Here is a 13,296-nt window from a genome sequence, read left to right as displayed (position 1 = left end):
TGCGGTGTTGGCTGGCGTCAAGCGCTAAAAGCTCTAGAGCAGAAGCACCCCTCCCCAACCCTCCCCTTGGCCTGCGGCCAAAGGGAGGGGGCTGATCATGCGAGCTGGCAAATTGCCGTACTGCCGCTTGTCTCCCTCCCTTTGGCCGCAGGCCAAGGGGAGGGTTGGGGAGGGGTTGCTTCTGCCCCCTCCCTTTCGCGTAGCGAAGGGGAGGGTTGGGGAGGGGTGAGCTTTTGCTCTTGCCCCGCCGGTAAAACCTCAGCGACAAGAATCATCCCCATCAACCAGCGGCGCCTTCATCCGGTAAAGATCCATGCCGCCGGCCTTGGGCGAACGCGCCTTGCCGCTGACCACCAGTTCGCCGGGCTTGTTGGCATCAATCGCCGCGCCGCGTGTGTCGCCGTCAGCGCTGTTGAACGACAGTCCCAGCAGCGTCGCCTCACCCCATTGCCCCTGCCGACACTGCGATAGCCACAGCTGCCCGCCGCCTGACGCGTTGGCGCGGGCAAACACCAGGCCGCGGCCGCCACCCAGCCAGCTCGCGTCCAGCTCGTCGGCAGCGGTGTTGATGCCGGCCAAGGCAACAGGTGCGGCAAAACCCTCACCGGCTGCCGCTGCACGCCACAGGTCCCAGCCACCGCTGCCACCACCCCGATTGCTGGAGAACAACAGCCGGCCATCGTCGGCCAGTGCAGGGGAGCGTTCGTCCTGCCTGCCGTTCACGGCAGGTCCCAGGTTCTGCGGTCGGCCCAGGCTGCCATCGGCGGCGACGGCAGCCCGGTAAAGATCAAAGCCGCCGTGGCCGCCTTTGCGGTTGGAGGCGAAGTACAGCCAGCGGCCATCGGTGCTGAGGAAAGGATCGACCTCATCAGCGGCACTGTTCACGGCCAGCGGCTGCGGCTCCATCCAGCGCTTGTCCTGCAGCGTCGCCTGCCACAGGTCCCAGCCGCCGGCACCGCCCTCGCGGTTGCTGGCCCAGATGATGCGTTGCCCGTCCGCTGACAGCGTTGCGCGGATTTCATCGGCGCGGGTGGAAACTACCCCCATGCCTTCGATGCCGAACTCGGAAAGCGCCGAGGCAACGGGGCTAAAGGGTAAACTCAGGGTCAGCGCGAGCAGTAAACGTCGGGTCCGCATAGGGGTCCAGCCAGCAGGGTCGCGTCCAGTCTAGGTCATGCAGAGGATCACAATGAGCGCTCCACGCTACGCAGTTTTCGGCCAGCCCATCGCCCATTCGCAGTCGCCGCGCATCCAGTCCGCGTTCGGCAAGGCACATGGCATCGAGGTGGATTACCGCGCCATCGAAGCCTCGCCGGAAGATTTCGCCGCTGCACTGGAAGCCTTTGCCGCCGATGGCGGCGTGGGTGCCAACGTGACCCTGCCTCACAAGGAAGCCGCCTTCGCGCTATGTGCCACCACCACCTCGCGCGCGCACCGCGCCGGGGCGGTCAATACGCTGCTGCGCAAGGGGGATCGTTGGCATGGCGACAATACCGACGGCATCGGCCTGGTGCGTGATCTCACCGGCCGTCACGGCCTTGACCTGCGCGGCCGCCGGGTACTGCTGCTGGGCGCCGGTGGCGCCGCACGTGGTGTGGCGCCGGCCTTGCTGGATGCCGGCATCCTCGAACTGATCGTGGTCAACCGCTCGCCCGAACGCGCCGATGCGCTGGTCGATGCGATGAGCGAACCCGGCCGTGCCATCTCCGCGTACTGGGACGCGCTGCGCGAGCAGGGCGACTTCGAACTGATCATCAATGCAACCTCGGCCGCACGCGGCGAGGGCAGCGGCTTCAACCTGCCGCTGTCGCTGGTCAACAGCATGACCACGGCGGTGGACCTGAATTACGGCGAGGCCTCGATTCCGTTCCTGGCCTGGGCGCGGGCGGCGGGGTGCCGCAACAGCTTCGATGGACTGGGCATGCTGGTCGAACAGGCCGCCGAGAGCTTCCAGCAGTGGCATGGCATGCGCCCGGAAACCGATGCGATCTACGCCGAACTGCGTGGTCGTGATGCGCTGTTGGTCACCGCGGACTGAGGCAGGACATGGACGCTACTGAATTGCTGAGCACCTTGCTGGTTTCCATCGGCTACCGACTGCCGATCATGATTGCCCTGGGCGTTGCCGTGGTGATGCTGCTCGACAGCCCGCGTGGCAAGGTGCGCAGCGTGGCCTTGGGGGCATTGTCCCTGTTGCTGGCTGTCACCTTGATAGGCGGCGGGCTGACGGCAATTCCGCTGGTGCTCATTGCCAGCGGCAATTATTCCGGCATCGGTGCGATGAATACGCTGCTCAGCATCGGCCATATCGGCTTGTCGCTGCTGGAAGCGGCGGGCTACATCATGCTGGCCTGGGCAGTGGTGCAAGCCCTGCGGCGGCCGCAGGCTCCGGGCAAAGCCTGAGCCCGCAACGCATTCGGTGAATGCGGGCGGGTATGGGAAAATGCCTGCCTTGATTGAGCTGCTGGCAGATTGGCGTGACGGAAAAAGTAGAAGCACCACGGACGCTGACCGAAGACCTGAAAACCGGCATCCGTGACGCCTACGCCAAACTGCAGGCGAACACCCCGGGGTTCAGTACGCGTCGCTCGCAGAGCCAGATGATCGGCGTGGTGTCGCGCGCGTTGGGCACCGGCGGCGTCGGTGTGGTGGAAGCGCCCACCGGCGTCGGCAAGAGCCTGGGCTATCTCACTGCCGGCGTGCCGATCGCGCTGGCCAGCAAGAAGAAGCTGGTGATCAGCACCGGCACCGTGGCCCTGCAGTCGCAGCTGGTCGAGCGCGATATCCCCAACTTCCTCAAGTCCACCGGCCTGCAGGCCACCGTGGCGCTGGCCAAGGGCCGCACCCGCTACCTGTGCACCCGCAATGCGGCCGAAGCGCAGGGCGAGGGCGTGCAGGAGGGCATGTTCGGCGACGACGTGCAGCTCTACGACCGGCCACTGGCACCGATTGAAATGGACGTTGCCGAGAAGCTGACCAAGGCCTTCATCGAAGGCCGCTGGAACGGCGACCTGGACAATGCGCCGGAGAATGTCACCCCCACATTGCGCATGCGCATCACCACGCCGGCCTCGGCCTGCGCCGGCCGCCGCTGCGCGTATTCGGCGCAATGCCCGGTGCTGCGTGCGCGTACCGAAGTGCGCGACGCGCAGATCATCGTCACCAACCATGCGCTGCTGTTGTCGGCGCTGTCCTTGGGCGACAGCGACAGTGGCCAGCCGCTGATCGCGCCGCCGGGCGACATGCTGCTGGTGCTGGACGAAGGCCACCATATCGGCAACGTCGCCATCGACCAGGGCGCGGCCAACCTGCCGCTGGACGACATGGCCAAGCGCACCGGCCGCCTGCAGATACTGATTGCCGGCGCCTACCGCGCGGTGGACAAGGACAAGATCGGCAACCTGCTGCCGAACGAAGCCATCGATGTGGCCTCGCGGGTGAGCAAGTTGCTGAAGGCGTTCCGCGACGAGATCGGCAACGTCTGGATTCCGCAGCCCGATGAGCGCGAGCCGATGTGGCGCGCTGCCAATGGCCGCCTGCCCGAATCCTGGCGCCAGCCGATCGAAGTACTGGCCGATGAAACCCGCACCCTGCTCAACTGGGCAACGGCGGCGGCTTCGGCGGTGGCCAAGGGCAAGCAGGATGATCCGGCGGTCGAACGCCTGCAGCGCAACCTGGGCATGGCCCAGGAAATGGTCGAGCAGCAATACAACCTGTGGGCCGGCTGGCGCCGCGAGGACAAGGAGGGCCAGCCGCCGATCGCGCGCTGGGTGACCATGTCACGCGATGGTGACTACATCCTGCACTGCTCGCCGGTATCGGCGGCGATGGTGCTGCGCAAGCTGCTGTGGGACGAAGTGGACTCGGTGGTGATGACCTCGGCGACGCTGACCGGCGGCGGTGATTTCCAGTCATTGGCGATCGACAACGGCATTCCCGAGGAAGCGGAGATGGTGTCGCTGGCCTCGCCGTTCGACCTGCCCAACCAGGCCGAGCTGATCGTGCCGCAGTTCCCGGTGACGCCGGATGACCGCGAGCGCCATCCCAAGGAAGTGGCCAAGTACCTGGTGGCCGAGCTGGATTGGGACAAGGGCAGCATGGTGTTGTTCACCTCGCGCTGGAAGATGGAGAAGGTGGCCGAGCTGATGCCGGCCTCGCTGCGCAAGAAGATCCTGGTGCAGGGCGACGGTGCCAAGCAGAAGATGATCGACGAGCACATCAAGCGCACGGCGGGGGGCGAGGGCTCGGTGTTGTTTGGCCTGAACTCGTTTGGCGAGGGCCTCGACCTGCCGGGCGAGGCCTGCACCACGGTGGTTATCACCCAGGTGCCGTTCGCGGTGCCTACCGATCCGCAGACCTCGACCTTGAGCGAGTGGTTCGAGAGCCGCGGCTTGAACTCGTTCAACCTGATCGCGATCCCGCATGCGTTGCGTACCTTGACCCAGTTTTCGGGTCGTTTGATCCGCACCTCCACCGATACCGGGCGGGTGATCATCCTGGATTCGCGTCTGCTGACGCGCCGGTATGGCAAGCGCATCATTGATTCCCTGCCGCCGTTCAAGCGGGTGATTGGGTGAGGTAGGAGGCTTGCCTCCAACCCCTCTCCCCAACCCCCGCTCCGCGCCCCAGCCCTTGCGCGAGCGCAAGGTCGTTCGAGGTGCCACGAACCTTCGGTTCGTCAGCAGGCCCCTTTCACCCCGCAAGGGGAGAGGGGCTTGAAGCAAAGCTGCACTTTCAAGCGATGCTTCAATGTGCAGGATCCTAGCCCCTCTCCCCTTGCGGGAGAGGGGTTGGGGAGAGGGGAAAGGGGAAAGAGGGGAGAAAACTCTTCGCTGGAACATCCCCGTTCCACCTCGTAAAGTTCGCCACCTCCCACTATTCCAGGCTGCCATGGCTACCCCTCCCGCAACTTTCCCGTGGACACAGCAGCTGCAGCGACTGCAGCACCGCGATGGCGCACTGGCGCTGTTGGGGACGCACGCGATGTTCATCGCCGATGGCGATGTACTGACTGTCGCAGGTTCGGCGCTGGAACAGCTGTTGTTGGCCGGTGAGAGTCAGCTCAAGGCAGACAACGACGTGGGTCTGGTTGCCGACGAGCTGCGCCGCTACCAGAAGTTCGCGCCGCCGGGCCGGCCGTCGGTGCAGATCGTGCAGTTGCGCAGGCAGCAGTCGACGGTGCAGCAGGCGCAGCGTATCGCGCGCCAGACGTTCATTCGAAACGCCGATGGTTTTGCGCGTGCAATTGCTTTGGACGTGCCGCAAAAGCTGGGTGTAGTTGAAACAGTGATGCGCTGGCTACGCGCAAACCTGGCGTAACACCGCTTCGCTGCTTCGCTCCCTCCCTTGCGCAAAGCGGAGGGGAGGGCTGGGGAGGGGTAGCTTTTGCAGTTGCGGTTGTTCTAGCCGTTGCTCTTGTTCCTGCCTTTGATTTACCGGGCCCCTTCCGCAGCGACGGAGCCAGTGGGAAGAACCCGAAGGGCGACGTGCATGGATGCACGTCGTTTTTCGCCACGACAGGGATGTCGTGTCGAAAAATCCCGCTGGCGGAGTGGACCCGCGTCGCGTAGCGGCGTGGGCGCGGAGGCAGGGTGTGTTTCTTTTGGTTATCTTTCTTTGCACAAGCAAAGAAAAGTAACTCGCTCCCCGAAGGGGAGAGAAAGCCCTGGCTTCAGCTGTTGCTGCCAAAGCCAAAGCTAAAGCCAAAGCAAGTGCAGAGCTTTCGCCCGCCTTCGGCGCGCGAGCGCACCTTTCTTTGCTTGTGCAAAGAAAGGTGGCCCAAAGAAAGCACACCCTGCCTACGCGCCTTCCGCGCGACGCGCTCCAGGTCCACTCCGCTGCCGGGATTTTTCGACGATACATCCTTGTATCGTCGAAAAACGACGTGCGTCCTGCACGTCGCCCCATGCGGGGTCTTGTCCGTCAGCTCCGTCGCTGCGGAAGGGGCCCGGTAGAGCAAAGGCGGAGGCAACTGCAAAGGCAAAGGCAACTGCAGAGGCAACTGCAAAGGCGAAGGCTACCCCTCCCCAGCCTCCCCTTGCCTGCGGCAAAGGGAGGGGGCTAGAGCAACAGCAACAGCAACAGCAACAGCAGCGGCAACAGTAGCGGCTGTTGGTGCTGGCTTAGTGCCACAGGCCGAGGATCAGGCCGAACAGCACGAACTGTACGGTGTGGTAACCACCATCAATCGTCCACAACTTTCCGCTGCGCTGGGCAAATTGATAGTTGATGCCGAAGCTGGCCGCGACCATCCCGAAGCCGGCCACCAGCCCGCATAGCAGGGCCTTGCGCAGCTCAGGCTGCGGACCGACAAACCAGGCGAAGGCGAACGCTGCCAGCAGCGAGAACACGAAGGCCACGCCGAACACCTTGCCCGGATGCCCTTGCGGGACTTCACCACCGTTCTCGCGGTTCCAGGCGCGGCCGAACAGGACGGGGGAGTACCACAAGCCGCCCAGCAGGAAACTCGATACAGCGGCCAACACTACGGCATAGACGTTCATGCATTTCCCCCGGGCAGTGAGCGATGCCGCATCCTAGCGCTGCCGCCCGCGCTTGCGTAGCCGCCACAACAAAGAAGACCGGCGGGTCTCCCCGCCGGCCTCCTACCTCGCACACGTTTGCGGCTGCGCCGCTCAGGCTTCCAGCGCAGCGGCCGGGCCGAAGAACTCGTAACGGCTCTGCGCTTCCGGTACGCCGACTTCGCGCAGCAGCTTCTTAACCTGCGCCATGAACGGCTTCGGCCCGAGGAAGTAGGCGTCCAGATCGCGCTCGGCCGGCAGCCACTGCTCCAGCAGTTCGCGGCTGAGGAAGCCGTCGGCATCGGCGGCGTCGCCCGGCAGGGCTTCGCTGTAGCAGGTGTAGCTGTGCAGCTGCGGGTGCTGTTTCTGCTGGTCGGCGATGAACTCGCGGAACGCATGCACCTGGCCATTGCGTGCGCAATGGATGAAATGCACCTGGCGGCCGCTGGCCAGTGCCTGCTCCAGCATCGGCAGGGTCGGGGTGATGCCGACGCCTCCGCTGATCAGGGCGATCGGGCGCTCGCCGGCAACCAGGGTGAAATCGCCTGCGGGGGCGAACAACTCCAGCGTGTCGCCGACCTGTACCTTGTCGTGCAGATGGTTGGACACCTTGCCGTTGCCTTCGCGCTTGACGCTGATGCGGTAGCCGACGCCATTGGCTGCACGCGACAGTGAATAGTTGCGGCGGGTTTCCTCACCGTCGAGTTCCAGCTTCATGCCGATGTACTGGCCGGGCTTGAAATCCACCACCGCGCCGCCATCAACCGGTACCAGGTGGAAAGAGGTGATTTCCGCGCTCTCTGGCACCTTCTCGGCAACCCGGAAAGTACGCGCACCGCGCCAGCCGCCGGGGGCCTTCTCATTGGCGGCGTAGACTTCTTCTTCGGCGCCGATCAGCAGGTCGGCCAACATCTGGTAGGCCGCGCCCCAGGCGTCGATGATCTCGTCGGTGGCCACGTCCGGGCCCAGTACTTCGCGGATCGAGGCCAACAGGTGGTGGCCGACGATCGGGTAGTGCTCCGGCAGGATCTGCAGGGCAACGTGCTTGTTGACGATCTGACCCACCAGCGGACCCAGCGCTTCCAGGCGATCGATGTGCTTGGCATACATCAGCACCGAGTTGGCCAGCGCACGCGGCTGGTCGCCGCTGCTCTGGTGCGAGGGGTTGAACAGCGGGCGCGCGACGTCGCTCTGGCTCAGCATCCGGCCATAGAAATGCTTGGTCAGCGCTTCGCCGCCAGTCTCCAGCAAGGGGACGGTGGCTTTGATCAGGTCGCGTTGGGTGGGGCTGAGCATGGTGCGAACTATCCGGCTTCGGGGGTAGTTCCATGTTCCGCGCAGCGGGCCTGCTTTCTCGATGACTAATATCAAGAACCCGCACGATTGTAGTGCCGAGCCATGCGCGGCAAGAGGCTTCACCGGTGCAACGAAATGTAGTGCCGAGCCATGCTCGGCAAGAGGATTCACCGGCAACGGCCCTGCCGAGCATGGCTCGGCACTACACGGCAATGCCTCGGCCGAGCATGGCTCGGCGCTATCTCGGCTTGTTCAGTCCGCTTCGGGGCGGTTCAGGGCCGAAGTCATCGCAGCGGCGTCTTCGCGGCTGAGGAACAGGTACTCCAGCTCGGCGCTGCCGAACTTGTCCTCCAGTTCGTGCATGCGCACCGGATGATTGCCGAAGCGGTAATGGGTGCTGCCGTCATCGATGTTCTCGATGGCATACACGCCGAACGACGGCGGATTTGTCAGGGTACCTTCCAGCCTGACGGATGCAGGGTCGATGGAGCGCTGGATGAGGCTTTCTAGGTCGATCATGGCGTAGCAACAGGGCTGATTGGGGGATATTTGGGGGAAGTGGAATCGTTGGCGCGTCCCACGTCAATGTGTCTCATGTTTCCAATGGCGTCGCTTGCCGTCGGACAACCACTCAATGGCCTGGGCGATACGCCGCTGGCGGGTACTTTCGCGTTTGGCCTCGCCTATCCATTCCAGATAGTCGCGTTGGTAGCCAGGGCTGAAACCGTCAAACTGTGCCTTGGCGGCCATCGCACCGGCCAGCGCCTCGGCAAAAGCCGGAGGCATTGGCAGGGGCGCTCGTGGGGTTGCCCGCGGGCGGGTTACGCCAGCATCGATACGTTGCATGGCGGCATGTAGCTGGCGGGTGAACTCGCGCTTGCCGGGCAGGTCGCGGAGCGACTGCAGGCGGCCGTACTGGCCCATCGCCGTGTCATCGCCGCTACCCGCCTCGCGCTGCCAGAACCCCAGCGTGGCGTGCGCCTTGAATGCCGCCATGCCACAGAGCAGCTTGCCGTTGTACAGGAAGGCCGGCATGCCCCATTTGATGGCCTCTTCCACCGCGGTGCAGCCGTTGTGCACGCGCTGGCGGATCTCGCGCAGGATCGGCTGCGCGAAAGCGGCGGCATCGGCGATGTAGGTATCTACGCGGGGGTCTGTGATCGGCATGACTGGCCTCGGATGGGCGCAGCCTGCCGTTAGTTTCCCGTTAAAACAAGCCCATCGTGGCGATGGGCTGTAATGCCAGCTGATTTGGCATGGTCAGGCGCGGCGGGTCTTCCTTGCCAGGCCGCTGCACAGCGCAATGAAAGCGGTGAAGGCGGCCATCGAGAGGAACTGCAGGCGGGTCTCCGGGGTGCTCAGCAGCAGCGCGAAGATCAGCCCCAGGATTGCCAGCGCCAGCACCGTCAGGTAGGGGAAGCCGGCCATGCGGAACGGCAGCGGCGTACCCAGGCGCTCGGCGCGACGGCGCAGGATCAGCTGCGAGACCAGGGTGATGGTCCACACCAGCAGGCAGGTGGAGCCGACCACGTTGAGCAGCACCGGCAGCACCTTGTCCGGGAACACCAGTTCCAGCACGGTGGCGGCAAAGCCGAACAGCACACTGGCCAACACCGCCAGCACCGGCACCTGGCGGGTATTGGTCAGGCCCAGCCAGCGCGGGGCCTCGCCCCGTTCAGCCAGCGAATAGATCATCCGCGAGGCGCCGTACAGGTTGGCGTTCAGCGCCGACAGCAGGGCGATCACCGCGATCAAGGTGATGGCAGTGGCCGCGCCGGGGATGTTGGCGACCTGCAGCACGGCGGCGAACGGCGATTTGAGGGTGGGGCTGTTCCACGGCACCACGGCGATGATCACGCCGATCGAGCCGATGTAGAACACCAGGATGCGCCAGGCCACGGTACGGATGGCACGGGCCAGGCTGCGTTCCGGGTCCTGGGTTTCGGCCGCGGCCACGGCCACGATCTCGGTGCCGCCAAAGGCGAAGATCACCACCAGCAGCGCCGCGCCGATGCCGGCCAGGCCCTTGGGCATGAAACCGTCATGGCCGGTGATGTTGGCCAGACCGGGCGAAGGCACGTTCGGGAGCAGGCCCAGCAGCAACGCGATGCCGATCAGGATGAAGGCGATGATGGCGCCGACCTTGAGGATGGCGAACCAGAACTCGAACTCGCCGTAATTGCGCACGCCCAGCAGGTTGATGGCAGTGAACACCACCATGAATGCCAGCGAGGTCAGCGGTACCGACAATTGCGGCCAGACCGTACTGAGCAGACCGGCCGCGCCGACGGATTCGGCGGCGATCACCACCACCAGCTGCGCCCACCACAACCAGCCGACGGTGGCGCCGGCAGTGGCACCCAGGGCATCGGCGGCGTAGACCGAGAATGCGCCGCTGGCGGGCCGTGCGGCGGCCATCTCGCCCATGGCGTGCATCATGATGATGACCAGGGTGCCGGCCACCAGGTAGGAGATCAGTACCGCCGGGCCCGCGGCCTGGATGCCCACGCCCGAGCCCAGGAACAGGCCGGCACCGATGGCGCTGCCCAGCCCCATCATGATCAGCTGGCGCGGCTTGAGCGCGCGTTCCAGTTTCTGCGAAGGGGCGGTGGCCGGGGCGGGAGACGTGCTGGGCATCGGCGGGTTCTAGGACAAGAAGAGGGCGACACGATACCGCGTCCGCCCACTGCAGTGGCTGTGCCGTTGGTGGGGATTGGCATGCTGCCGGTACGATGAAGGTCCCGGCGCGCATGTGCGCCTGCAGCAACGGGTGCGCGGATGCGTGGTCTGGATTTCAGTTCCTGGCAGGGCCTGCTGTCGACGCTGGTGGGTCTGGCGATCATCACCCTGATCGGCGTCGGCATCCGCTTGCTGGTGATGCAGGCGGTGCAGCAGAAGCGCGAAGCCGCCAATCGCCAGATCAACGAACGGCTGAAGACCCTGATTGCGGCCTACAAGACCTTGGGCGGTTCCTTTACAGGTGATCTCAGCGTTGACCCCAGCCACCTGCGCGATCTGCGCCGACGTGCCGCCGAACTGGCGCAGGGACAGACCGCTACGACCGCCGACGGTGCCCTGCTGTTGCCAAGCCCGGATCCAGGCGAGGCGGGTGAGCGGGCGCGGCGCATCCGCGATGCGGTGGAGGCGGCGCTGTCGGACGTGATCCTGCTGGGCACCGAGGAGCAGGTGCGGCTGGCCGCGCGCGCTGCCACCGATATGGTCGAGGGCCGGCCGATCCATACCGCCGAGCTGGTGGTGTCACTGCGCGACTTCGTCCGCAGCGTGCTGGACCTGGAGGTGATACCGGCTGCCGTCGCCATTCCCCGCCAAGGGCCGCTGCGGCCGGCGGGCAGCGGTAGCGGCAACAAGGGTGCGGGCAAAGGCGCCGACAAGGACGCCGCGGGTGGTGGCAAAGGCGGCGGTGCCGGCGGTGGCATGGGCGGGATGGGTGCCGGCATGGGCATGGGCGCCGGACTGGGTTACGGCGCAGGACGCGGTAGTGAGGATGACCCGGAGCGCGGCGCCTGAGGCCTTACAGCAGACCGGGAATCAGGCGTTTGGTGCGTGCCGCATAGGCACTGTAGGCGGGCCCGAAGTGGGCTGCGAGGAAGCGCTCTTCCTGCCGCAGTTTGACCCAGAACGAGGCGAACACGATTGCCACGGCGATCACCCCGCGCCAATCGCCAACCATCAACGCGGTGCCGCTGAACATCAGCAGGAAGCCGCTGTAGATGGGGTTGCGCACATGTGCATACGGCCCGCTGCTGATCAGCTCGTGTGCCTGCTTGATCTGCACATTGCCGCTCCAGTTGCGGCCCAGCTGCCAGCGCGACCACAGCGCGAGTGCGGCACCTGCCATACACAGCAGCAGGCCCAAGGTGTAGATCGGCAAGGCGTGCGGTACGAACTGCTCACGCAGCCAGCTGTGGCCGAACCATTGGCCCGGACCGAGCAGCAGTACCGCGATGAGCAACGGCAGCCAGTACGCCAGGAACTGCCGCGCACGCGACTCGTTGCGGCTCACCGGTTTGGCGCGCAGTGCGGTGATGGCCCAATAGCCAAGCACCACGGCCCAGCACAGCAGCAGGCCGAGATGGAAGACGGTTGGCATTAACAACTCCGTCATCGCGGAACCGACGCTCAGTTTGATCCGTGCCGTGTCAGCTGCTTGTGAGCTGGAGTGGCTGTGGGCCGAACCGCGCGCTGCGGTATGAAGCCGCTTTGGTTCGATCGGCTGAAATCAGTGGTGGCGCCGAATGAAGCAACGGCGCCTTACGGCGCCGTTGTCGGTTCAACTTACTTCCAGCGCGACTTGCCGCGGATGTAGCGGGCGGCGTCTTCCAGCGAGGTGGGCAGGTACTCCGACCACAGGTTCGGCGGATAGGCGTTCTGGTAGGTGTCGTAGACGTCGCGGAACAGGTCCATGTGCACGACAGGTTGGCGCTTGCGCGCACGCAGTTCGGCGATCGGCACGCGGCCCAGCACCAGGGTTTCTTCCTTGCTCTGCGCTTCGGCGATGGCCTTGCCGGTGGGGTCGTACAGCGCGGTGCCGCCTGAGCCCGGGTCGTCGAAATAGGGACCGTTGTCCGGCGAGATCGAGTTGTTGACGATGGAGGAGTAGACGCCGTTGTACATCGCGCAGGCGGCGATATCCATGTCCGAGAAGCCGCCGGAGGCGGTACGCAGGAACACTTCGGCGCCCTTGAACGCCATCGCCCGGAACAGTTCAGGCTCACGCTGGGTGGAGCTGGTGCAGATATTGCCGAGTGGCGTGCGGGTGACCGGCACGACGGCATCGCGGCCATACATTTCCACGTAGCGGTCGAGCACGTCGTACGTCGTGGTGGTGAACAGTTCGAAGTCCGGGAAGGCGCCCTTGAGGTTGCGTGCCTTCCAGTGCTTGTCCACGATCTCGCCCTTGTCGTTCATGATCGTGGTGATGGACAGCACATGGCCCGGCCAATCCGGGTCGGTGGCATAGGCGCCGAACACGATCCAGGTGCCGTACTGGCGTGCCTTGGCGGCGATGGCTTCGGTTTCTTCGCCGGGGATGGTGATGGCGAACTTGAGGATTTCATTGCGGTTCCACTTGCGCCAGCCGGTGAGCGGGAATTCGTGGAACTGCAGCAGGTCGGGCTTGGCGTGGTAGTGCGCCTTGTCGATGAGCTCGAGCATATGCGCCAGGTTGCGCTTGGTGCCGGCCTTCCATTCCTTGGCATCGAAGCTGTGCACGCGCGACTGCACCAGGCCCAGGGTCCAGGCGGGCTTGGCCAGTTCAACCGTGGCGTAGGTGCCATCGGTGCGTTCGTTGAGCGCATCCGGGCCCTTGCCCATGGCGGCTTGTGCCGGTGCCGAGGCACCCAGCAGGGACGGGCCGACTGCGCCCAGTGCGGCCAGGCCGGCGGCACTGCCCAGGAAATGTCTGCGGGTGTTGCTCATTGGGTACCTCGGTGGTTGATAGCCTGGATCATATTGGTTG

The 13,296-nt window shown here is 65.1% G+C and carries 13 protein-coding genes; 5 read left to right on the top strand and 8 right to left on the bottom strand.

Translation table 11 applies throughout. The features are described 5' to 3' along the window. Positions 1-258: 258 nt before the first annotated feature. Positions 259-1,137: a TolB-like protein gene (locus RT131_RS06600; protein ID WP_313171330.1), complete on the bottom strand. Its 879-nt coding sequence runs from the start codon at positions 1,135-1,137 to the stop codon at positions 259-261. A 52-nt stretch (positions 1,138-1,189) separates the two neighbouring features. Here RT131_RS06600 and aroE point away from each other — a divergent pair, with 52 nt between their 5' ends. The 4 genes from aroE to RT131_RS06580 all read left to right on the top strand — a co-directional run bounded on the left by aroE (position 1,190) and on the right by RT131_RS06580 (position 5,319). Beyond that, positions 1,190-2,038, top strand: a complete 849-nt coding sequence (aroE, locus tag RT131_RS06595; RefSeq protein WP_313171329.1) for a shikimate dehydrogenase — start codon at positions 1,190-1,192, stop codon at positions 2,036-2,038. Positions 2,039-2,046: 8 nt separating this feature from the next. Next, positions 2,047-2,403: a hypothetical protein gene (locus RT131_RS06590; protein WP_313171328.1), complete on the top strand. Its 357-nt coding sequence runs from the start codon at positions 2,047-2,049 to the stop codon at positions 2,401-2,403. 74 nt (positions 2,404-2,477) lie between these two features. Further along, positions 2,478-4,577: an ATP-dependent DNA helicase DinG gene (gene dinG / locus RT131_RS06585; RefSeq protein WP_313171327.1), complete on the top strand. Its 2,100-nt coding sequence runs from the start codon at positions 2,478-2,480 to the stop codon at positions 4,575-4,577. A 313-nt stretch (positions 4,578-4,890) separates the two neighbouring features. After that, the gene (locus tag RT131_RS06580; RefSeq protein WP_313171326.1) at positions 4,891-5,319 is read left to right on the top strand and encodes a hypothetical protein; all 429 of its coding nucleotides are present in this window, start codon (positions 4,891-4,893) and stop codon (positions 5,317-5,319) included. Between the two features lie 803 nt (positions 5,320-6,122). Here the strand turns inward: RT131_RS06580 and RT131_RS06575 are convergent. The 5 genes from RT131_RS06575 to RT131_RS06555 form a co-directional block, all read right to left on the bottom strand. Continuing rightward, positions 6,123-6,503 carry a DUF1761 domain-containing protein gene (locus RT131_RS06575; protein WP_313171325.1) on the bottom strand — a complete coding sequence of 127 codons (381 nt, stop codon included), beginning with the start codon at positions 6,501-6,503 and terminating at the stop codon, positions 6,123-6,125. Positions 6,504-6,635: 132 nt separating this feature from the next. Next, positions 6,636-7,817 carry an NO-inducible flavohemoprotein gene (hmpA, locus tag RT131_RS06570; protein ID WP_313171324.1) on the bottom strand — a complete coding sequence of 394 codons (1,182 nt, stop codon included), beginning with the start codon at positions 7,815-7,817 and terminating at the stop codon, positions 6,636-6,638. Positions 7,818-8,069: 252 nt separating this feature from the next. Next, the gene (locus RT131_RS06565; protein ID WP_313171323.1) at positions 8,070-8,336 is read right to left on the bottom strand and encodes a hypothetical protein; all 267 of its coding nucleotides are present in this window, start codon (positions 8,334-8,336) and stop codon (positions 8,070-8,072) included. A 63-nt stretch (positions 8,337-8,399) separates the two neighbouring features. Next, a complete protein-coding gene (locus RT131_RS06560; protein WP_313171322.1) occupies positions 8,400-8,984 on the bottom strand; it encodes a YdeI/OmpD-associated family protein in 585 nt (194 codons plus the stop codon). Between the two features lie 93 nt (positions 8,985-9,077). Then, the gene (locus RT131_RS06555) at positions 9,078-10,454 is read right to left on the bottom strand and encodes an amino acid permease (protein WP_313171321.1); all 1,377 of its coding nucleotides are present in this window, start codon (positions 10,452-10,454) and stop codon (positions 9,078-9,080) included. 141 nt (positions 10,455-10,595) lie between these two features. On the opposite strand from RT131_RS06555, the gene RT131_RS06550 reads away from it, so the two are divergent. Continuing rightward, the gene (locus RT131_RS06550; protein ID WP_312916869.1) at positions 10,596-11,345 is read left to right on the top strand and encodes a hypothetical protein; all 750 of its coding nucleotides are present in this window, start codon (positions 10,596-10,598) and stop codon (positions 11,343-11,345) included. Positions 11,346-11,349: 4 nt separating this feature from the next. Here the strand turns inward: RT131_RS06550 and RT131_RS06545 are convergent, their stop codons facing one another. Together RT131_RS06545 and RT131_RS06540 are read right to left on the bottom strand one after the other, a co-directional pair. Beyond that, the gene (locus RT131_RS06545) at positions 11,350-11,928 is read right to left on the bottom strand and encodes an isoprenylcysteine carboxylmethyltransferase family protein (RefSeq protein ID WP_313171320.1); all 579 of its coding nucleotides are present in this window, start codon (positions 11,926-11,928) and stop codon (positions 11,350-11,352) included. Positions 11,929-12,113: 185 nt separating this feature from the next. Continuing rightward, positions 12,114-13,256, bottom strand: coding sequence for a nitrilase-related carbon-nitrogen hydrolase (locus tag RT131_RS06540; RefSeq protein ID WP_313171318.1), 1,143 nt, complete (start codon positions 13,254-13,256; stop codon positions 12,114-12,116). Positions 13,257-13,296: the final 40 nt, after the last annotated feature.

The organism is Stenotrophomonas sp. (genome assembly GCF_032066555.1).
Lineage (GTDB): Bacteria > Pseudomonadota > Gammaproteobacteria > Xanthomonadales > Xanthomonadaceae > Stenotrophomonas.
The sequence above is the reverse complement of the archived record's forward strand: the minus strand, read 5'-3'. Positions and strand labels throughout refer to the sequence as shown.

Bases quoted from the DNA above. Each gene is read 5' to 3' on its own strand.
- hmpA (WP_313171324.1), bottom strand. From the start codon at position 7,817: ATGCTCAGCCCCACCCAACGCGACCTGATCAAAGCCACCGTCCCCTTG.
- RT131_RS06580 (WP_313171326.1), top strand. From the start codon at position 4,891: ATGGCTACCCCTCCCGCAACTTTCCCGTGGACACAGCAGCTGCAGCGA.
- RT131_RS06545 (WP_313171320.1), bottom strand. From the start codon at position 11,928: ATGCCAACCGTCTTCCATCTCGGCCTGCTGCTGTGCTGGGCCGTGGTG.
- RT131_RS06575 (WP_313171325.1), bottom strand. From the start codon at position 6,503: ATGAACGTCTATGCCGTAGTGTTGGCCGCTGTATCGAGTTTCCTGCTG.
- RT131_RS06600 (WP_313171330.1), bottom strand. From the start codon at position 1,137: ATGCGGACCCGACGTTTACTGCTCGCGCTGACCCTGAGTTTACCCTTT.
- RT131_RS06590 (WP_313171328.1), top strand. From the start codon at position 2,047: ATGGACGCTACTGAATTGCTGAGCACCTTGCTGGTTTCCATCGGCTAC.
- RT131_RS06555 (WP_313171321.1), bottom strand. From the start codon at position 10,454: ATGCCCAGCACGTCTCCCGCCCCGGCCACCGCCCCTTCGCAGAAACTG.
- RT131_RS06560 (WP_313171322.1), bottom strand. From the start codon at position 8,984: ATGCCGATCACAGACCCCCGCGTAGATACCTACATCGCCGATGCCGCC.
- RT131_RS06550 (WP_312916869.1), top strand. From the start codon at position 10,596: ATGCGTGGTCTGGATTTCAGTTCCTGGCAGGGCCTGCTGTCGACGCTG.
- aroE (WP_313171329.1), top strand. From the start codon at position 1,190: ATGAGCGCTCCACGCTACGCAGTTTTCGGCCAGCCCATCGCCCATTCG.
- RT131_RS06565 (WP_313171323.1), bottom strand. From the start codon at position 8,336: ATGATCGACCTAGAAAGCCTCATCCAGCGCTCCATCGACCCTGCATCC.
- RT131_RS06540 (WP_313171318.1), bottom strand. From the start codon at position 13,256: ATGAGCAACACCCGCAGACATTTCCTGGGCAGTGCCGCCGGCCTGGCC.